Below are 19,344 nucleotides of genomic sequence, written 5' to 3' on the forward strand. Positions count from 1 at the left end.
CTAAACATCATGAACAGAAGAAAAGCTATTGGCGGAATTTTAGGAATCACCGGACTTGGCTTTGCCTCCGTTACCGGATTTAAACTCTTTTATGCACCGTCAACTATTGATAGGGGGCAATTGCAAAGGTTCGAGAATTTACTGGCAGAACTGGTAGATATCATCATACCGGCAACAGAAACTCCTGGAGCAAAAGACGCGGAGGTACAAGACTATATTATTCGGTTTATGGAATCCTGTTCCTCCAACAAGGAATATTACAATTTCCTTAATGGCCTAGCGGATGTGCAAAATACTTGTTTAAACGATTACGGTGCTAGTTTTCAAGAGTGCACAATAGCGGAAAAAACAAGTGTTTTGCAAAACTTGGACAACAACTACGATGTGAATAGCCTAGTATCTAAAATCGATAAAAAAATACGGGGACGTTCTTTTTTTACCATCCTTAAATCCTTGACCGTAGAAGGGTATTGCACCTCTCGGTTAGGAGCAACACAATTATTGGCCTACCAACCTGTTCCCGGCAGGTATACTGCAATTACAACGCTACGGCCCAACCAAAAAGCCTGGGCAACAAGTTAACTTATTATGGAAAAGCAAACAGAAATACATAAGTTCGATGCCATTGTGGTAGGTTCCGGTATTAGTGGTGGTTGGGCGGCCAAAGAACTTACGGAAGGCGGCCTGAAAACCTTGGTCTTGGAAAGAGGGCGTAATGTAGAACATATAAAGGATTATCCTACGGCGGCGAAAAACCCTTGGGAGTTTGAACATGGTCCACATCTATCTAAAAAAGAGCTGGCGGAAAGACCTATTCAAAGCAGTCATTGTGATGCGACCAACAAGCATTTTTATGTGAAGGATAGTGAGCATCCGTATATTCAAGAAAAACCGTTTCAATGGATACGCGGCTACCAAGTTGGTGGTCGGTCCTTGACGTGGGGGCGACAGAGCTATCGGTTTTCGGAACTTGATTTTGAGGCGAACAAAACCGATGGTCATGGTGTGGACTGGCCTATAAGATATGCAGATTTAGAGTCCTGGTATGATTATGTGGAAGAGTATGTAGGAGTTAGCGGTAGTTTAGAGGCATTGCCGCATTTGCCAGATGGTAAATTTTTACCGCCCATACCCATGAATGCAGTAGAAAAGCATTTGAAGGAAAGTATGGCCAAAAACTACCAAGATCGGATATTGATCAACGGTAGGGTAGCCAACCTTACCGAAAAGAAAAACGGACGGGGGCCTTGTATGTATCGCAATCTATGTAGCAGAGGCTGCCCTTTTGGAGGCTACTTTAGCAGTAATTCGTCCACACTCTTGGACGCCCATGATTCGGGAAATCTAACGCTTAGGGAAAACTCGGTTGTAAAAGAGGTGATTTATGATAAGGAAACTAAAAAAGCTGCTGGGGTAAAGATTATAGATGCGATTTCCAAAGAAGAAATCAATTTTTATGCTAAAATCATTTTCCTAAACGCATCTGCCATAGCAACGGCGGCTATTTTGCTGAATTCGGTTTCCGAGTCCTTTCCTAATGGTTTAGGGAATTCCAGTTTACAAGTGGGCCATAATCTTATGGACCATGTGGTAAATGAAGGAACCTATGGCACCTACAATGGTTTGTTGGATAAGTATTATGAAGGTAGGTCTCCGGGAACCATTTACATTCCCAGGTTTCAAAATTTAACCAACACTACGGAACAGCACGAATTTATTAGAGGCTACGGAATACAAGGAAAAGGTAGTAGGGAAAATTGGAAATCAAAAGCAACACAAGGTTTTGGTCTTGCCCTAAAGCAACAATTGGAAACTCCTGGAAAATGGAAAATTTCCCTTGGTGGTCGTGGTGAGGTATTGCCCAATTATGAGAACAAGATTTCCTTGGACTTCCAAAATCGCGACCAATGGGGCTTGCCCCTGGTAAAAGTCCATTTTGAATATGGTTCCAATGATTTGGCCATGATGGAACACATGACAAAATCTAGCGAGGAAATTTTGAAAAAAGCTGGTTTCGAGAATGTGGGCAGTTACAGAAACAGTCCGCCTCCGGGTTCGGCAGTGCACGAAATGGGAACGGCTAGAATGGGTACCGACCCTAAAACCTCGGTCCTGAACAAATACAATCAAATGCACGATGTTAAAAACGTATTCATTACGGATGGTAGTTGCATGACCTCTTCGGGTTGTCAAAATCCATCTTTAACCTATATGGCCATTACAGCTAGGGCGTGCCGCTATGCTATTGACCAATTCAATTCTAACCGGATATGAAAAAATTACAATTAGTAACCATACTTTTTAGCCTGCTACTGATGGCACTTGGTCTTGTTTATTTTATTGAACGACCCACGTACAGCATCCAGACAGAAGGTATCTTATATGTGGTAAACAAAGGGAGTAAAAGTATTACGATTTTTGACTTGTTCGAAGGGACCGAGGTCAAAGAGCTACAGTTGGCAATAGAACCTCATGAGGCAACTTTGGTAAGCAATCCAAATCGTATTGTGGTAACCAATTACGGATCTCCGGATGATGCAGCAAAAAGTATTACGGTCATTAATGCGGATACCCATACGAAAGAAAAAACAATATTACTTGGTGAAAGCGAAAGGCCGCATGGCATTATTACCATGCCACAGGAAAATACCGTGGGCGTGGTTACGGATGTTGGCAACCATTTGTCGGTTGTAGATATAGTAACTGATAAAGTAGAAAAACAGATAGGTACACTGCAGGATTTTAGTCATTTGTTGGTGCATCACCCTACAAAACCATTGGTATACGTAAGCAATATAAATTCAGGCTCCGTTAGTGTTATAAATGTGGAAACAGATGAGGTGGTCCTGGTAATTCCGTGCAGTGATCGTGCCGAGGGAATAGACATCACGCCAGACGGTTCGGAACTATGGGTAACGAATATAGATGATAATTCTATTTCCGTAATAGATACCGAAACCTATGAAATCACAAATCGGTTAGAAACTGGGAATCAACCCTTGCGATTACAGTTTTCAATAGATGGGAAAACGTCTTTGGTATCCAATGCTAGTGATGGAACGATTTCAATCTATGACACCGAAACGAAAAAACAAATTGCCAATGTTCAGATTCCCGGTAAGAAGAATCTATTTGAGAAAGTCATCTACCGTACGCCTCGCCCGGTAGGAATTTTAATGCACCCAAATGGTAAATATGCTTTTGTCTCCAACTATGCTGCGGGTAGGGTCGAGGTTCTTGATATGGGTACGTTCACTTTGGTCAGTAGTATCAAAGCAGGTAGTATGCCGGACGGCTTGGCCTTTATTAACTAAGAAGTTATCCAATGCTTAAAAAACAAATAAAACGTGTATTGCTAGTGGTTGTTCCTCTATATGCCCTGTTTGTTCTGGTGGTGCTACTGGTTAGAATGCCATCATATACCCTGCAAACAAGCGGTAAATTATATATTGTGAATAAATTGAGCAGGGACATACAAGTTTTTGATTTGTATACCGGGGAAGAAATAGCGGAAATACCGATTGATATGCAGGCTCATGAGGTTATTGCTATGGACGATGATAATGACTTGATCCTTACTGATTATGGCGATCGCAGTAGCAAGGGCAACACCATAAAAATCATCGATACAAAAACCAATACCCTTGAGAAAACCATAAAGGTAAAGGGTAGTATGAACGCAAACGGACTCGTTTATGTGGCCGAACCAAATAAAATTGGCCTTGTAGATTATGTAAGCAATAACGTATCCATATTAAATATAGCAACCGGTAGTATTGAAAAACGCATACCTACGGAACAAAAGAAAAGTCATTTGGCGGTACTACATCCTAAAGAACCATTGGGATATGTGACCAATATGCAATCCAACTCCGTAAGTGTTATCGACCTTCAAACAGAAAAAGTTGTAACAATTGTTCCCTGCGGATTAACAACGGAAAGTATTGATATTACCCCAGATGGTTCAGAAGTATGGGTTACTAATAAAAACGGAAATTCCATTACAATCATAGATACTCGCACAAATACCGTTTTGGACACCTTGCCTACCGCAAATGAACCTTTAAAAATCAAGTTTTCAATAGATGGAAAATACGCATTGGTCGCCAATGCGAACGATGGGAGTGTTTCGGTATACGACCGCTATGCCAAAGAGAAAATAAAAAATATAAACATTCCCGGTAAGCACACCTTGGTCGAACGGGTGTTGTACCACACCCCACGGCCGGTAAATATTCTTATGCACCCAAATGGGAACTATGCTTTTATTGCTAACTCCAACGCCAGTAAGATCGAAGTCATAGATATGGCGCGTTTTGAAATAGTAAGTACTATTGGCACTGGAAGTATTCCAGATGCCATGGCTTTTGTTCCCTAGCCACTTGATCTCTGTTGTTTAATCCCTTTCCAATAGTTGCTGTCTAAGAGTGCTTTCCTATCAAGTTACTTTTATCCAAAATATCTTGCCGTAACTCAAGTGCCGCTCGCCGTACCTAAACCTCCTTCCACCGTGTTGAAATACATAGCGCGTAACGCCTATTGTAATTTGGCCCGTTAAGCTATTAAGTAGGACATTTTAGTGCGGTAACTGGAGTTTTTAAGGAATAAAGTATCCTTTCTGTAGAACTTAAAAGAAAAAAAAAGAACTCTTTCGGTATTTCACAACTTAAAAGAAGGGTTTCACAACAATAATTTAACCTACTAATAAAGTAAGAATATATTTACAAAATAGTAAGAAAAGAAGTTAAAAAATTAAAATTTATCAATATGAAAATTACGGTAGTAGGAACGGGTTACGTTGGTTTGGTTTCCGGGACTTGTTTTGCAGAAACAGGAATCGATGTTACCTGTGTAGATATCGACAAAAAGAAAGTGGATATGTTGCTAAATGGCGAGGTTCCTATATATGAGCCGGGACTTGACGCACTTTTAGCAAGAAATCTGGAGAAAGGTAGAATTACCTTTACCACCAGTTTGGCAAAAGGAATCAAGGACAGCGATGCTGTTTTTATTGCCGTGGGTACACCGCCAGATGAGGACGGAAGTGCCGATTTAAAGTATGTTCTAGGGGTTGCCCGTGAAATTGGCCGGCACATGGAGGACTATAAAGTAATTATCACAAAAAGTACAGTTCCTGTAGGAACATCCTTTAAAGTAAAAGCAGCCGTACAGGAGGAGCTTGCAAAACGTAAGGTAGATATTCCTTTTGATGTTGCCTCCAATCCAGAATTCTTAAAAGAGGGTAGTGCTATAGATGATTTCTTAAAACCGGACCGTATCGTTGTTGGTGTAGAATCGGAAAGAGCGGAAAAAACCTTAAAGCGATTGTACAAGCCATTTTTAATGAACGGACATCCGTTATTGTTTATGGATATTTTTTCTTCGGAAATGACAAAATATGCCGCCAATTCCATGTTGGCAACAAAAATTAGTTTCATGAACGATATTGCCAACCTTTGCGAACTGGTTGGGGCCAATGTTGACCTGGTTCGCAAGGGAATTGGTTCCGATGCACGGATCGGCAATAAATTTATTTATCCAGGTACGGGATACGGTGGTAGTTGTTTTCCAAAAGATGTACAGGCCTTAGTGCGTACGGCAGATGAATACGGTCATTCCTTAGATGTACTTAAAGCGGTAGAAAGTGTGAATTACCGTCAGAAATCAAAACTGGTAGAAAAGATAAAAGCACATTTTGGGGAAAATCTTAAAGGAAAACAATTTGGTATTTGGGGACTTGCTTTTAAACCCAAAACAGATGATATGCGTGAGGCGCCGTCCTTGGTTATTATTGAGCAATTATTGGCTATGGGCGCGCAGGTTCGTGTCTATGACCCTGTAGCTATGGAAGAGGCCAAACATACTTTAAAGGATACCGTGGTATATGCCAAGGATGAGTACGATGCCTGTATTGAGGTTGATGCCATGTTATTGGTGACGGAGTGGTCGGAATTTAGAATGCCAAACTTTAGAATTTTGGACAAACTCATGAACAACAAGCTCATTTTCGATGGTAGAAACGTTTATGATCCAGAGGAAATGAAAGATTTGGAATATACCTACTACAGTATAGGAAGGGAAACCGTAAACGGTCCGAAATCAGAAAAAAAACAAAGGGTAGTAGCGTAACTATTCACTAAGAAGTTAAAAAAGATAAGTAGATGAAACGAATATTAGTAACCGGTGGAGCAGGATTTGTAGGGTCGCATTTGTGTGAGCGTTTGTTGAATGAAGGCAACGAAGTGATTTGTCTGGACAACTATTTTACAGGTAGAAAAAGCAAGGTGGTACACTTGATGGACAACCCTTATTTTGAGGTCGTTCGCCATGATGTGACTATTCCATATTTTATAGAGGTCGATGAGATTTATAATCTGGCGTGCCCCGCATCCCCGGTGCATTATCAGCACAATCCCATTAAGACCATCAAAACCTCCGTAATGGGTGCCATAAATATGTTGGGCCTGGCAAAAAGAATCGGTGCCAAAGTCTTGCAGGCATCTACGAGTGAGGTGTACGGTGATCCGGAAATGCATCCGCAGCCAGAGCATTATTGGGGGCATGTAAACCCTATTGGAATTCGTTCCTGTTATGATGAAGGAAAACGCTGTGCGGAATCCTTGTTCGTCAACTACCATGAATCCAACGATGTAAAAGTAAAAATTATTAGAATTTTTAATACCTACGGTCCCAAAATGGAGCCGGACGATGGTCGTGTGGTTTCCAACTTTATCAATCAGGCATTACAAGGTCAGGATATTACCATTTTCGGAGACGGAACCCAAACAAGAAGTTTCCAATATGTAGATGATTTGGTAGACGGTATGATACGGATGATGGCTACGGGAGACGATTTTATCGGGCCGGTAAATATTGGGAATCCGGTAGAATTTACCATGTTGGAACTAGCACAAAATGTGATTGAACTAACAGGGAGTTCCTCTAAAATTATACACATGCCTTTACCGTCGGATGATCCAACGCAAAGACAGCCTGATATTCGTTTGGCCAAGGAAAAACTCAATGGTTGGGAGCCTAAAATACCACTAAGGGAAGGTCTGGTAGATACCATCGCCTATTTTGACGAACTAATGAAAACAGCATCGATTCATAAGTTGATGAACGTTTAGTCTGCCAATATCCTCTAAAATCCTGTTATGCAATTCCTAAAATTCATCCTTAGTATTCTAGAAATCCTACTGTTTGCTTATTTGGCATTTGGGGTCTTTTATATCCTGCTGTTTTCGATAGCGGGATTGTTTAAAGCAAAATCGAAAACCATATCTGTTACAAAAGCAGAAAGGAAGTTTGCAGTGCTTATACCCGGATATAAAGAGGATGCAGTGATTGTAGAAGTAGCAAAAAGAGCGTTGGAACAAACTTATGATAGGGCCAAGTTTGATGTGGTCGTTATCGCCGATTCTTTTGAAAAGGAAACCTTAAACGCATTGCGAGCGTTACCTATAATTTTGATTGAAGTTTCATTTGAAACAAGTACGAAATCCAAGGCATTGAACGCAGCTATGGCCCAAATTGGCGATAGCTATGATGTTGCTTTAATATTGGACGCAGATAATATAATGGAACCTGATTTTGTGCATAAAATGAATAGTGCTTTTGATAAAGGCTATAAAGTGGTACAGGGGCATCGCATGGCTAAAAACACCAATACGCCTTTCGCTATTTTAGATGCGATAAGTGAAGAAGTAAATAATCATATTTTTAGGAAAGGACATCGTGTCTTAGGGTTTTCTTCGGCACTAATTGGCTCTGGAATGGCCTTCGATTATCAATTTTTTAAGTCTACCATGGCCAACATCAAAGCCATTGGAGGATTTGATAAGGAATTGGAATTAACCTTATTACGGGACGGGGAAACGATTGAATATCTCCACGATGCACTTGTGTTGGATGAAAAAGTCCAAAAGGCCGATGTTTTTGCCAACCAGCGCAAAAGGTGGCTTTCTGCGCAGTTCGTTTACTTTCAACGGTTCTTTTGGTCGGGTATCAAAGCACTTGTTCTAAAAGGTAATATCGACTTTTTTGATAAGGTGTATCAGATGATTGCACCGCCAAGGGTCTTATTGGCAGGATTGGTAACCGTATTTGCCGTTACTACGGTTTTGTTTCAGGTATTTTTCCCTGAAATTAGTATGCTATTTTCAGTACCTCCATTTGCATGGCAAGTTACTTTTGGTGCTGTAGTAGTCGCTTTTTTATGTGCTGTTCCGCGGGTGTTCTACAACGGTAAAACCTTGAACGCACTATTAACTTTACCCAAGGCTTTCGCCCTAATGTTTCTTTCGCTTTTTAAGCTGAAAGGAGCAAACAAAAAATTCATACATACACAACACGGTACCATCAATAGTTAAATCCTAAAGACATGAAGATAGGAATAGAAGGGCAACGGCTATATAGAAAAAAGAAACACGGCATGGATATGGTGGCACTGGAGCTGATTAAAAACCTTCAGCAAATAGATACCATAAACGAGTACGTCGTTTTTGTAAAACCGGACGAGGACAATACTTGTATTCCGCCTGCGGATAATTTTAAGATCATAGAGTTGACTTCACCTTTTGGCTACCCCGGATGGGAACAAATAGCTTTGCCAAGGGCGGCCTTTAAAGAAGGTTGCGACGTGCTCCATTGTACAAGCAATACAGGCCCCATATTTTCTAAAGTGCCGTTGATTACCACCTTGCACGATATAATTTATTTGGAGAGCATCAGTATTTTGAAAAAAGAAGGTACCTGGTATCAAAAACTTGGAAACATGTACAGACGATGGTTTGTGCCATCTGTTATTAAAAAAAGTAAAAAGGTAATCACGGTCTCTAATTATGAAAAAGACCGTATCAATACGTATTTTGGTTTTACCGATAACCGTTTAAGTGCTGTTTATAATGGGGTAGGAGCCCATTTTAAACAGGCAACGGACGTTGGTGTATTATCTTCCATCAAAGAGAAATATCGCTTGCCCGATAGATTTTTCTTTTTCCTGGGTAATACCGACCCTAAAAAAAATACCAAAGGCGTACTGGAGGCCTTTGGCGCGTTCAATGTCACTTCTAAAGAGGCGTACCAATTGGTGATGTTGGACTACGATGAAGATGAACTTCAAAAATTACTACTGTCCATAAACAGACCGGAGCTTAGAAAGAATATTCATTTATTGGGCTATGTCGCAAATACCGAACTACCGGCCATCATTAGTCAATGTACTATTTTCTTGTATCCATCTTTAAGGGAAAGTTTTGGAATACCCATTTTAGAGGGTATGGCCTGTGGTGTTCCCGTAATTACGTCCAATACGTCTTCCATGCCAGAAGTTGCAGGTAAGGATGCTGCATTAATTGTAGATCCACATGACCCAACCCAGATTACGGCCGCCATACAAACCTTGGTAGATGATTATGCTTTGGCTAATATGCTAGCGGAACGTGGAATTTTAAGGGCTAAGGAGTTTTCTTGGGGCGCAATGTCCCAGAATGTTTTGGACTTGTATCAGGAAGTGTATCTAGAACTAAAAAAACCATCGGCATGATACAAAACAGGGATATTATTGTGATTGGCATACAGGCCTGGGACATTGAAATTGGTAGCAACTGTAAAAATATTGCGGCCGAATTTTCAAAACATAACCGAGTGCTTTATGTAAATCCTCCCTTGGATAGAATATCTAGTATTCGGGATAGAAAATCCAAAGCTATTCAAAAACGGCTTAGAATTAAAAAGGGATTTGAGGAAGGACTGGTGCCTATTTCAGAAAACTTATGGAACCTGTACCCGTCTACGATGACGGAATCCATCAATTTTATTAGTCAGCCGAAACTGTTCGATGTTCTTAATAAACGAAATGGGAAACGGTTTTGCGGAGATATTAAAAAGGTCATAAACAAACTAAATTTTAAGGATTATATCATCTTTAACGATAGTTCCATGTTCTTGGGACAACATATAAAAGAGTTTCTAAAGCCGGATTTCTATACCTATTATATGCGCGACTTTTTGACAAAAAATCCGTATTGGCGAAAAAATGGCGTCCGTTTGGAACCAAAATTAATAAAAGCAGCAGATTGTGTCGTAAACAATTCTACGCTGTATACGGAGTATGGAAAGGAGTTTACCCCTAATTCCTATATGGTGGGGCAAGGTTGTGATACAAGTTTATTCAACGATCAAGTACGGGAAATTTTAGTACCCGAAGATTTAGCGGTTATCAAAGGGCCTATTATCGGTTACGTTGGATTTTTATCCAGTCGTAGATTGAGTATTGCCATTTTGGAGCATGTTGCAAGTACACGAAAAGATTGGAGTATTGTACTTGTTGGCCCGGAGGATGATGCCTTTGCTACTTCTAGCCTTCATCAAATGGACAATGTTTTTTTCCTTGGTAGTAGGGATGCCTCGGAATTACCCAACTATATAAAAGGTTTTGACGTTGCTGTTAATCCGCAGTTGATAAACGATGCTACTATTGGGAACTACCCAAGGAAGATAGATGAATACTTAGCTTTAGGAAAGCCTACTGTGGCGTCCGCTACAAAAGCCATGGAGTACTTTAAGGACTATACCTACTTGGGAAAAACCCCGGAAGATTATGTTGAACTGATAGAAAGAGCCTTAAAGGAGGATACTCCTAAATTACAGGAACAACGCAAAGCATACGGCCTGTCCCACAGCTGGGAAAATAATGTAAAGGAGATTTATAACTGTATTTTAAAAGTGCAAAAGGCAAGTGCCTAAGAAGAAATATATGGGACTTATAGCGAAAATAAAATCCAATCCGCGGCTCAAGCAACTGGCACTTAATGCCATTGCGCCAAAGCGAAACCCTAGGCCAAGGCTATGGGTGCGTTGGTTTTTGAATCCGTTAAAACACAAAAAAGGAAAAGGCGCTACGATACGAAGAAATAGTAGAATAGACGTGTTTCCCTGGAAACGATTTGAAGTAGGGAATTTAACCACTATAGAATCTTTTTGTACGGTAAATAACGGCTCTGGCGATGTGTTGTTGGGCGATAGGGTCCGTGTTGGTATCGGCAGTGTGGTCATAGGTCCGGTAACCATGGGCAATGGTTCCGGTTTGGGACAACATGTATTTGTTTCCGGATTTAACCATGGTTTCTCAGACGGATCTAAGAACTCAAGTGAACAGGCGTTGGACATACGACCGACCGTAATTGAGGAAGAGGCCCATATTGGGGCTAATTCCGTTGTTTTGGCAGGAGTCATTATTGGTAGAAATTGCCAAGTAGGAGCGGGGAGCGTCGTTACCAAGGATATCCCACCATATTCGGTTGCCGTGGGTAATCCGGCTAGAGTTATAAAACAATTCAACCATCATACTGGTGTTTGGGAATCCGTAACCAAAAAAGAAGTCTTTACGGCGTAAAAAAATAGTTAGTTATGGAGTCAATAAAAGTCATTTTCTGGATAGCCTTGTTTATCATTTTCTACTCCTATTTGGGATACGGAATCTTATTGTTTGCCATCATTAAAGTTAGGCGGGCTTTAGGTCTGGGAAAACCCTTTGCAGGAAATGAAGATTATGAACCGGAGGTAACCCTATTTGTTGCGGCGTATAACGAGAAAGACTACTTGGATGCGAAAGTAACCAACTCCCAAGGTTTAAATTATCCACAGGATAAAGTCACACAACTCTGGGTTACAGATGGTTCCGATGATGGTACACCAGAACTACTTAGGAAACATGAAGATGTTCGCATCTTGCACGAACCTGCCCGTAATGGAAAAATTGCGGCAATGAACAGGGGCATGAAACATGTAACAACGCCTATTGTCATTTTTTCCGATGGGAATACCAATTTGGGCAAAGATTCCATTAAAGAAATTGTTCGCTTGTTCAGGGATCCAAAAGTAGGTTGTGTATCCGGTGAAAAAAGAATCTATTCCAAAGATGCCGATGCAGCTGCAGGAGCAGGGGAAGGAATGTACTGGAAGTACGAATCGCAACTTAAAAAGTGGGATGCAGAACTGTATTCCGTTGTTGGTGCGGCGGGAGAATTGTTTGCCATCCGTACCGAACTTTGGCAAGAAGTAGAAAAAGATACCCTTTTAGATGATTTCATGATTTCCTTACGGGTAGCTATGAAAGGCAAAACGATACAATACAATCCAGAGGCCTATGCTATTGAAAATGCATCTGCCAATGTAAAGGAAGAATTAAAGCGGAAAATTAGAATATCTGCCGGGGGCATACAATCTGTCGTACGTTTACGTTCCTTGCTGAATGTTTTCAAATACGGAACCTTGTCCTTTCAATATATATCACATCGTGTATTGCGATGGACCTTGACCCCGCTATTATTACTGCTATTACTTCCTATCAACTTCTTTTTAGCGCTAGAAGAAGGGTTTTTTTCGGTAACGGTTTTTAATGTTTTGTTTTGGTGCCAAGTAGCGTTTTATGCTGCGGCATTATTGGGATGGTTTTTGGAAAACCGACAGATCCGATTAAAAATACTCTTTATTCCGTATTACTTTTTTATCATGAATTTATCCGTATTCCTGGGATTTGGCAGGTATTTAAAAGGAAACCAATCGGTAAATTGGGAACGAGCCCAACGGGGAGCCAGCGAACAGGTTGTGGCCTAATTTTCTGCTACAGGAACAGAGAAGGTAAAGCTACTGCCCTTACCTAGGCTACTTTCTACCCAAAGTGTACCACCGTTTTTTACTATAAAATCTTGACAAAGAATTAACCCAAGTCCGGTACCGGCCTCTTGTTCGGTTCCTTCTTTGGAGAAATGTTGTTTGGTGTTCAAAACCTTGGGAAGGTCTTCTTTGGAAATACCAACACCGCTATCGGTAACGGATATATTCCAAAACTCATTTTCTAATTGGGCTGCAATAGAAATGGTGCCATCAACAGGGGTAAATTTTATGGCGTTTGATAACAAGTTTCGTAGCACGGTTTTGATCATATTCATATCGGCATACACTTCGGCATCCTGCGCAATAGTAATCCGTAGTGCTATATTTTTGGTTTCCAACGCTAGTTTTTGAAGTCGGGCACATTGCTCAACGAGGTTCAATAGGTTTACCTTTTCTTTTATGATACTTAGCGAACCGCTTTCGGATTTCGCCCATCCTAGAAGATTGTCCAAAAGGTTAAAGGCCTCGTCTGTTGTCGCATTTAGACTATGCACGGTTTTGGGTATAAAATTGGCATCCCTAGGGTCTATAATCCCTCTTAAAATAAAATCCAGTTGCATTTTTATGGCACTCAACGGGGAACGAAGGTCATGACCGATGATGGAAAACAATCGGTCTTTTAAAACATTCTCTTTTTTCAGGTCTGCCGCTTGTTTCAATACTTTTTTTTTGGCCTCGCTAAGGCTTAGATGTGTTTTTATACGTGCCAGTAACTCATGTTTGTTAAAAGGTTTGGTCACGTAATCCACACCGCCAAGCTCAAAACCCTTTACCTTGTTTTCGGTTTTGCCCATTCCGGTGATAAATATGATCGGTATATCCTTTAATTTTTTTTTTGTTTTTATCACGGAGCATAGTTCAAATCCGTCCATATCCGGCATCCGTACATCCAACAAAATTACATCAGGAATATCTTGCTGTAATAGCGCAAGCGCTTTAGTACTGTGTTGAATGGCCAAAACATCGCAATCTATTTGTTTGATCGTAAATTTTAGGAGTTCTAAGTTCATTGCCTCATCATCAATACAGGCAATCAAAGGTTTTTTAGTAGGCACCTTGTTCATTAAGAGTATTTATTTATGAGTGAAAGTAGGAAATTATTTCAATATGGGTAAGCGTCGTCATATTTTAAATGAATGGCATTTGTAGTGATTTCTATATTTTACTTATCATTAATCGATACTTATGTGCCACCTACCACATGAATAGGTCGTTTCACAACAATGTTTTAAATTTTATAAAATGTAGGATTATATTTACAAAGTAAGAATTGGATAATTTTATATTGAGTAATATGGACAGTATTTTGGTTACGGGAGGAGCTGGTTTTATAGGTTCTAATTTTATTCCCTTTTATTTGGAACACAATCCAAAGGTACACTTGGTTAATTTGGATATTCTCAGTTATGCCGGGGATGAAGAGAATTTAAAGGAAGTAGCTGATCATCCACGCTATACTTTTGAAAAAGGAGATATATGCGATCGCGGTCTCATTGAATCGTTATTTGAAAAATACGATTTTAAAGGGGTAATCCACTTTGCAGCGGAGTCCCATGTAGATAACTCCATCACCAATCCGGATGCGTTTATACAGACAAATATTTTAGGAACCTTTAACCTATTGGATACTGCTAAAAAACACTGGATGGCAGCACCGGGAGTCTATAATACGGACTATAGTAATTGTCGGTTTCATCACGTTTCTACAGATGAGGTATACGGTAGCTTGGGAGAAACGGGTCTGTTTTCGGAAACAACGCCGTATGCACCCAACAGTCCGTACAGTGCCTCCAAGGCCTCTTCGGATTTTATTGTAAGAAGTTATTTTCACACCTTTGGAATGGATGTTGTAACTACCAATTGTTCCAATAATTACGGACCAAAACAGCATAATGAAAAATTGATACCTACCATTATCAGAAAGGCCTTGACCGGGGAGAATATTCCCATTTATGGAGACGGTTCCAATATTAGGGATTGGTTGTATGTTTTGGACCACTGTACCGGAATTGCACTGGCCTATGAAAAGGGAGTTTCTGGTGAAACGTACAATATTGGAGGTAGAAACGAACGCAACAATCTCTATATAGCAACCAAGATATGTGAGCTTTTGGACGACCTTTCCCCTAAAAAAAGGAACGGGAGCTATAAGGAACAGATTACTTATGTAAAGGATAGGGCAGGGCATGACTTCAGATATGCCATAGACGCTAGGAAGTTAGAAAATGAACTGGGCTGGAAGGCCGATGAAAATTTTGAAACAGGTATTCTAAAGACCATTACGTGGTATTTGGAAAAGTTCAAGAATCTACAAAAAGGAACAGCTAGCACAATCAATAGATAATCACATTAACCTAAGACCATGAAAGGAATAATACTAGCAGGAGGATCGGGCACACGACTGCACCCTTGTACTTTAGCCGTAAGTAAGCAGTTAATGCCTATTTATGATAAACCCATGATTTATTATCCGCTCTCTACCTTGATGGAGGCCGGAATTTGGGAAATACTTATCATTTCTACGCCACACGATTTACCTATGTTCGAGAAATTATTGGGTGATGGTAGAAAATACGGATGTGTTTTTAAATATGCCGTACAGGAGGAACCCAATGGTTTGGCGGAGGCTTTTATTATAGGCGAGGAATTTATAGGAAATGAAAAAGTGGCCCTTATCCTAGGGGATAACATTTTTTATGGAACAGGATTGGAGAAACTATTGCAGGCGAACAATGATCCCGACGGTGCCATTATTTATGCCTACCATGTAACCGATCCGGAACGTTATGGTGTCGTAGATTTTGACGAAGATCACAATGTGGTTTCCATCGAAGAAAAACCAGCAAAGCCAAAAAGCAACTATGCGGTTCCCGGTATTTACTTTTATGATAATGATGTAGTTGAAATTGCAAAGAATACCAAGCCCAGTGCCAGAGGTGAAATAGAAATTACAGATGTAAATAAAACCTACCTTAACCGTGGTAAGCTAAAGGTTAGTATCTTAGACCCTGGTACGGCATGGTTGGATACGGGAACGTTCAACTCGCTTATGCAGGCGTCACAGTTTGTGCAAGTGATAGAGGAACGGCAAGGATTAAAAATAGGTGCCATAGAATCGGCTGCTTATAAAATGGGGTATATTACTAAAAATCAGTTTAAAAAATTAACTGAACCCTTTGTTAAAAGTGGCTATAGTGCCAGGTTATTGGAGTTACGTTAAGTTATGAAAGTAGAGACTACGAATATAGAAGGCTGCTATGTGCTGGCCCCAACGGTTTTTAAGGACAAGAGAGGCTACTTTTTTGAAAGCTTTAATCAAGAGCAGTTTGAAAAAGTAGTAGGAACTGCCATCAATTTTGTGCAGGACAATCAGTCCAAGTCGTCCAGGGGTGTTCTAAGAGGGCTACATTACCAACAGGGCGAATATGCGCAGGCTAAGCTTGTGCGTGTATTGGAAGGGGAGGTTTTGGATGTAGCGGTAGATTTAAGAAAGGATTCGCCCACGTACAAAAACGTGTTTACGACGGTGCTTTCGTTAGAAAATAATAAACAGTTGTTCATTCCTAGGGGTTGTGCCCATGGTTTTTTGACCTTAAGCGAGTCGGCTACTTTTTTCTATAAGTGCGATAATTTTTATAACAAAGAATCGGAGGCAGGATTGCGTTACGACGATCCTGCGTTTGCCATTAATTGGCAAATGAAAGAAAGCGAGTTGATCATATCCGAAAAAGACAAAGTGCTGCCTTACTTTAAGCATATCGAAACAAAAGTATCATAAGACCTTAGTAGATGATTAAAGTATTAGTTACGGGTGCAAGAGGTCAACTGGGTTCTGCCATAAAATCGATATCCAATTCCTGTGAAGGAGCAGTAGGGTTTACCTATTGCACTTCTGCCGAGTTGAATATTACCGACATAGATTCGGTAATGGCTATGATCACTACAAATTCATTTGATTATTGTATCAATTGTGCCGCGTATACAAACGTAGACAAAGCGGAAGAAAATTCGCCTCAGGCCTATGCGATAAACGGACTTGGTGCGGAGAATTTAGCGATTGCCTGTAAGAAGGCGAATGTTACCTTAATACACATTTCTACCGATTTTGTTTTCTCAGGAAAACAAAGTCAGCCTTATCTAGAAACAGATGGTACTGAGCCTTTGGGCAGCTACGGAAAATCGAAACTTAGGGGAGAACAGGACATACAAAAACAACTGGACAAGCATTATATCATAAGAACCTCCTGGCTCTATTCCGAGTTTGGAGCTAACTTTATGAAATCCATGCTTAGATTGGGTAGCGAAAGAGCAGAACTTTCCGTTGTTTTTGATCAAATTGGAACGCCCACCTATGCCGTAGATTTGGCTAAATTTATAATTTACCTCGTACAAAATGATACTGCCAAGTACGGCATTTATCATTACAGTAACGAAGGTGTGGCCAGTTGGTATGATTTCGCCAAAGCCATATTTGAAGAAGCGGAGATAAATGTCAAATTAAAACCGATCAGGACTAAGGAATACCCCTTACCGGCAAAAAGGCCAAGCTATAGTGTTATGGACAAGGCCAAAGTGAAAACTAGTTTTAACATAGAGATACCTCATTGGCGCGATAGCCTAAAGGAAGCACTCAAGAACTACAACTCAAAATAACTAGAATCGTCTAAACAAATACTACTTAGTATAACCAATAAAAAGCTAGGTAGCGGGGGCGGATATGCACTAAAAATTAAATTTATTAACCAAAATGGCTGGTATTTCAGCTATGCTTACCATTCATTATAAAAAATAAAAAGTATGAAAATAGTTGTTACAGGTGGACTAGGATTTATAGGTTCCCATACCGTTGTAGAATTACAGAACCAAGGTTTTGATGTTGTGATTATTGATAATTTATGTAACTCGTCTGAAGATGTGTTGGATGGTATTCAAAGAATAACAAGTAAAAAGGCCACTTTTAAAAATCTGGATTTGAGAAATAAAGCCGATGTTACTTCCTTTTTTCAAAAACATACAGATATTAAGGGTGTCATTCATTTTGCAGCCTATAAAGCGGTAGGAGAAAGCGTTACAAAGCCTTTGGACTACTACGAAAACAACCTTCATAGCCTTGTTTATTTATTACAACACTTGTCTAATGCAGGCAATTCTAATTTTATTTTCAGTTCGTCTTGTACGGTTTATGGTCAAGCGGATGTTGTGCCCATTACGGAGGATGCGCCAGTTGTTCCAGCGGAATCCCCGTATGGAAATACAAAACAGGTTGGAGAAGAAATTATTAAAGATGTATGTCACGTACATACCGATTTAAATGCAATCGCACTGCGTTACTTTAATCCTATGGGCGCCCATCCGTCTACAGAAATAGGGGAACTACCGTTAGGTGTGCCCCAAAATTTGGTACCATTTATCACACAAACAGGCGTAGGCCTGAGAGAGCAATTGAGTGTATTTGGTGGCGATTATGATACCCCGGATGGTACGTGTATTAGAGATTATATACATGTACAGGATTTGGCAAAGGCACATGTAATAGCGCTTCAAAGGTTGTTGGAAAAGAAAAATATAGCAAATTTTGAAGTATTTAATTTAGGTACGGGAACAGGAAGCTCCGTATTGGAGGTTATACAAAGCTATGAGCGCGTTTCTGGAAACAAACTGAATTATAAAATTGTGGACAGGCGTCCCGGAGATATAACCATGGCCTATGCAGACACGGCTAAGGCGAATAATATATTAGGTTGGAAAGCGGAAACTTCCTTGGACGATGCCATGAAAACGGCCTGGGATTGGGAATGTAAAATACGGAACTATAAACAACCGGTTTTAAGTTAATACAAGAAGTGTATTAAACTACGTTATTGTTGGCAAAATTCCCTTTATTTATATCTCTTACCAGTTGCTTTAAGTGGGAATGGTGAACCAAACGTTAGGCTATAAGACTTTCCAGTTCCATCATAGTTATCGGTTTGCTAATAAACCCTTGTACCAGTGTATGGTTTAAAAGTTCTTTTCTTTCTTTGGGATTACTGGAGGAGGATAGGATATGAATGCTAAATTGATTGACTTTGTCTTTGAATTTTTCAGTAAACTGTTTAAGAAATTCAACTCCGGTAAGTAAAGGCATGTTTAAATCCAACAGAATTAATACCCTGTTAGAATCGTTCAATTGCATATTTTGGATATATTCCAGCGCATCATAACCACAAGCAAAGGCATGAAACTGGGTTCCTTGAATATACGGATTAATCATTTTTTTGATGCTGTAACGTAAAATTGGATCATCGTCTACTAAGATCGCATGGGTAATTTTCATTCTATAGGTGACTATAATAGGTTTGTTTTATACAAAAATAGGAATTTTCCTACAAATTGAAATCAAAACTATAAAAAGCAGGCAAGATAGTATCACCTTTGTGTACGGCTGCGGCCTAAAACAAACGACGTATTCAACGTCCAATAAATACTAAAAAAATTTTGAAGCCGACTATCCCCGAGGCAAACCAAATCATTATCGGCAAACAGGAAGGCAGGTTGCGCAAGCTTCATTTTATACCAATTTAAGTTTTGAATGTCGTATTGAAAATTTGAATTATTTTTTTCTCAGTTTAGGAATGAAATCTAAGCATAGCATTAGCTATGGTTCTATTTTATGACGACAAA

Annotated in this window: 18 protein-coding genes; 16 read left to right on the forward strand and 2 right to left on the reverse strand. The window is 40.0% G+C overall.

What is annotated here, in order from left to right:
• Positions 1 to 9: 9 nt before the first annotated feature.
• From ACFQZJ_RS12690 to ACFQZJ_RS12740, 11 genes are all read left to right on the forward strand, one after another.
• Positions 10 to 582: a gluconate 2-dehydrogenase subunit 3 family protein gene (locus tag ACFQZJ_RS12690; protein WP_379935025.1), complete on the forward strand. Its 573-nt coding sequence runs from the start codon at positions 10 to 12 to the stop codon at positions 580 to 582.
• Positions 583 to 588: 6 nt separating this feature from the next.
• Positions 589 to 2,274: a GMC oxidoreductase gene (locus ACFQZJ_RS12695; protein ID WP_379935026.1), complete on the forward strand. Its 1,686-nt coding sequence runs from the start codon at positions 589 to 591 to the stop codon at positions 2,272 to 2,274.
• Positions 2,271 to 3,314 (forward strand): YncE family protein, encoded by a 1,044-nt coding sequence (locus ACFQZJ_RS12700; RefSeq protein WP_379935028.1) that lies wholly within the window; start codon positions 2,271 to 2,273, stop codon positions 3,312 to 3,314. The genes ACFQZJ_RS12695 and ACFQZJ_RS12700 overlap by 4 nt, the downstream gene beginning before the upstream one ends.
• Positions 3,315 to 3,325: 11 nt before the next feature.
• The gene (locus ACFQZJ_RS12705; RefSeq protein ID WP_379935030.1) at positions 3,326 to 4,378 is read left to right on the forward strand and encodes a beta-propeller fold lactonase family protein; all 1,053 of its coding nucleotides are present in this window, start codon (positions 3,326 to 3,328) and stop codon (positions 4,376 to 4,378) included.
• Positions 4,379 to 4,767: 389 nt separating this feature from the next.
• Positions 4,768 to 6,129 (forward strand): UDP-glucose dehydrogenase family protein, encoded by a 1,362-nt coding sequence (locus tag ACFQZJ_RS12710; protein ID WP_379935031.1) that lies wholly within the window; start codon positions 4,768 to 4,770, stop codon positions 6,127 to 6,129.
• A 32-nt stretch (positions 6,130 to 6,161) separates the two neighbouring features.
• Positions 6,162 to 7,130, forward strand: a complete 969-nt coding sequence (locus ACFQZJ_RS12715; protein ID WP_379935032.1) for a UDP-glucuronic acid decarboxylase family protein — start codon at positions 6,162 to 6,164, stop codon at positions 7,128 to 7,130.
• Positions 7,131 to 7,157: 27 nt separating this feature from the next.
• Positions 7,158 to 8,372 carry a glycosyltransferase gene (locus tag ACFQZJ_RS12720; protein ID WP_379935033.1) on the forward strand — a complete coding sequence of 405 codons (1,215 nt, stop codon included), beginning with the start codon at positions 7,158 to 7,160 and terminating at the stop codon, positions 8,370 to 8,372.
• An 11-nt stretch (positions 8,373 to 8,383) separates the two neighbouring features.
• Complete coding sequence (locus tag ACFQZJ_RS12725) at positions 8,384 to 9,547, forward strand: glycosyltransferase family 4 protein (RefSeq protein ID WP_379935034.1); 1,164 nt, start codon at positions 8,384 to 8,386, stop codon at positions 9,545 to 9,547.
• Positions 9,544 to 10,749, forward strand: a complete 1,206-nt coding sequence (locus tag ACFQZJ_RS12730; protein WP_379935035.1) for a glycosyltransferase — start codon at positions 9,544 to 9,546, stop codon at positions 10,747 to 10,749. The genes ACFQZJ_RS12725 and ACFQZJ_RS12730 overlap by 4 nt, the downstream gene beginning before the upstream one ends.
• Positions 10,750 to 10,759: 10 nt before the next feature.
• Positions 10,760 to 11,398 carry an acyltransferase gene (locus ACFQZJ_RS12735; RefSeq protein ID WP_379935036.1) on the forward strand — a complete coding sequence of 213 codons (639 nt, stop codon included), beginning with the start codon at positions 10,760 to 10,762 and terminating at the stop codon, positions 11,396 to 11,398.
• A gap of 14 nt (positions 11,399 to 11,412) precedes the next feature.
• Positions 11,413 to 12,621: a glycosyltransferase family 2 protein gene (locus ACFQZJ_RS12740; protein WP_379935037.1), complete on the forward strand. Its 1,209-nt coding sequence runs from the start codon at positions 11,413 to 11,415 to the stop codon at positions 12,619 to 12,621.
• Here ACFQZJ_RS12740 and ACFQZJ_RS12745 read toward each other — a convergent pair.
• Complete coding sequence (locus tag ACFQZJ_RS12745) at positions 12,618 to 13,745, reverse strand: hybrid sensor histidine kinase/response regulator (protein WP_379935038.1); 1,128 nt, start codon at positions 13,743 to 13,745, stop codon at positions 12,618 to 12,620. The two genes, ACFQZJ_RS12740 and ACFQZJ_RS12745, sit on opposite strands and share 4 nt — an antisense overlap.
• Positions 13,746 to 13,975: 230 nt before the next feature.
• On the opposite strand from ACFQZJ_RS12745, the gene rfbB reads away from it, so the two are divergent.
• The 5 genes from rfbB to galE all read left to right on the forward strand — a co-directional run bounded on the left by rfbB (position 13,976) and on the right by galE (position 18,516).
• Complete coding sequence (gene rfbB / locus ACFQZJ_RS12750; RefSeq protein WP_379935039.1) at positions 13,976 to 15,025, forward strand: dTDP-glucose 4,6-dehydratase; 1,050 nt, start codon at positions 13,976 to 13,978, stop codon at positions 15,023 to 15,025.
• An 18-nt stretch (positions 15,026 to 15,043) separates the two neighbouring features.
• Complete coding sequence (gene rfbA / locus ACFQZJ_RS12755) at positions 15,044 to 15,901, forward strand: glucose-1-phosphate thymidylyltransferase RfbA (RefSeq protein ID WP_379935040.1); 858 nt, start codon at positions 15,044 to 15,046, stop codon at positions 15,899 to 15,901.
• Positions 15,902 to 15,904: 3 nt separating this feature from the next.
• Positions 15,905 to 16,459, forward strand: coding sequence for a dTDP-4-dehydrorhamnose 3,5-epimerase (gene rfbC / locus ACFQZJ_RS12760; RefSeq protein WP_379935041.1), 555 nt, complete (start codon positions 15,905 to 15,907; stop codon positions 16,457 to 16,459).
• Positions 16,460 to 16,470: 11 nt separating this feature from the next.
• Positions 16,471 to 17,334 (forward strand): dTDP-4-dehydrorhamnose reductase, encoded by an 864-nt coding sequence (rfbD, locus tag ACFQZJ_RS12765; RefSeq protein WP_379935043.1) that lies wholly within the window; start codon positions 16,471 to 16,473, stop codon positions 17,332 to 17,334.
• A 144-nt stretch (positions 17,335 to 17,478) separates the two neighbouring features.
• Complete coding sequence (gene galE / locus ACFQZJ_RS12770) at positions 17,479 to 18,516, forward strand: UDP-glucose 4-epimerase GalE (RefSeq protein ID WP_379935044.1); 1,038 nt, start codon at positions 17,479 to 17,481, stop codon at positions 18,514 to 18,516.
• A gap of 94 nt (positions 18,517 to 18,610) precedes the next feature.
• On the opposite strand, the gene ACFQZJ_RS12775 is transcribed toward galE, so the two are convergent.
• Positions 18,611 to 18,997 carry a response regulator gene (locus ACFQZJ_RS12775; protein WP_379935046.1) on the reverse strand — a complete coding sequence of 129 codons (387 nt, stop codon included), beginning with the start codon at positions 18,995 to 18,997 and terminating at the stop codon, positions 18,611 to 18,613.
• Positions 18,998 to 19,344: the final 347 nt, after the last annotated feature.

Source organism: Maribacter chungangensis, from assembly GCF_042676845.1.
Classification (GTDB): domain Bacteria; phylum Bacteroidota; class Bacteroidia; order Flavobacteriales; family Flavobacteriaceae; genus Maribacter; species Maribacter chungangensis.

Excerpts from the sequence above, each read along its gene's own strand:
- galE (WP_379935044.1), top strand. The coding sequence starts at position 17,479 with ATGAAAATAGTTGTTACAGGTGGACTAGGATTTATAGGTTCCCATACC.
- rfbA (WP_379935040.1), top strand. The coding sequence starts at position 15,044 with ATGAAAGGAATAATACTAGCAGGAGGATCGGGCACACGACTGCACCCT.
- ACFQZJ_RS12740 (WP_379935037.1), top strand. The coding sequence starts at position 11,413 with ATGGAGTCAATAAAAGTCATTTTCTGGATAGCCTTGTTTATCATTTTC.
- ACFQZJ_RS12775 (WP_379935046.1), bottom strand. The coding sequence starts at position 18,997 with ATGAAAATTACCCATGCGATCTTAGTAGACGATGATCCAATTTTACGT.
- rfbB (WP_379935039.1), top strand. The coding sequence starts at position 13,976 with ATGGACAGTATTTTGGTTACGGGAGGAGCTGGTTTTATAGGTTCTAAT.
- ACFQZJ_RS12710 (WP_379935031.1), top strand. The coding sequence starts at position 4,768 with ATGAAAATTACGGTAGTAGGAACGGGTTACGTTGGTTTGGTTTCCGGG.
- ACFQZJ_RS12695 (WP_379935026.1), top strand. The coding sequence starts at position 589 with ATGGAAAAGCAAACAGAAATACATAAGTTCGATGCCATTGTGGTAGGT.
- ACFQZJ_RS12705 (WP_379935030.1), top strand. The coding sequence starts at position 3,326 with ATGCTTAAAAAACAAATAAAACGTGTATTGCTAGTGGTTGTTCCTCTA.
- ACFQZJ_RS12745 (WP_379935038.1), bottom strand. The coding sequence starts at position 13,745 with ATGAACAAGGTGCCTACTAAAAAACCTTTGATTGCCTGTATTGATGAT.
- ACFQZJ_RS12700 (WP_379935028.1), top strand. The coding sequence starts at position 2,271 with ATGAAAAAATTACAATTAGTAACCATACTTTTTAGCCTGCTACTGATG.
- ACFQZJ_RS12730 (WP_379935035.1), top strand. The coding sequence starts at position 9,544 with ATGATACAAAACAGGGATATTATTGTGATTGGCATACAGGCCTGGGAC.
- ACFQZJ_RS12690 (WP_379935025.1), top strand. The coding sequence starts at position 10 with ATGAACAGAAGAAAAGCTATTGGCGGAATTTTAGGAATCACCGGACTT.
- rfbD (WP_379935043.1), top strand. The coding sequence starts at position 16,471 with ATGATTAAAGTATTAGTTACGGGTGCAAGAGGTCAACTGGGTTCTGCC.
- ACFQZJ_RS12725 (WP_379935034.1), top strand. The coding sequence starts at position 8,384 with ATGAAGATAGGAATAGAAGGGCAACGGCTATATAGAAAAAAGAAACAC.
- ACFQZJ_RS12720 (WP_379935033.1), top strand. The coding sequence starts at position 7,158 with ATGCAATTCCTAAAATTCATCCTTAGTATTCTAGAAATCCTACTGTTT.
- ACFQZJ_RS12715 (WP_379935032.1), top strand. The coding sequence starts at position 6,162 with ATGAAACGAATATTAGTAACCGGTGGAGCAGGATTTGTAGGGTCGCAT.
- rfbC (WP_379935041.1), top strand. The coding sequence starts at position 15,905 with ATGAAAGTAGAGACTACGAATATAGAAGGCTGCTATGTGCTGGCCCCA.
- ACFQZJ_RS12735 (WP_379935036.1), top strand. The coding sequence starts at position 10,760 with ATGGGACTTATAGCGAAAATAAAATCCAATCCGCGGCTCAAGCAACTG.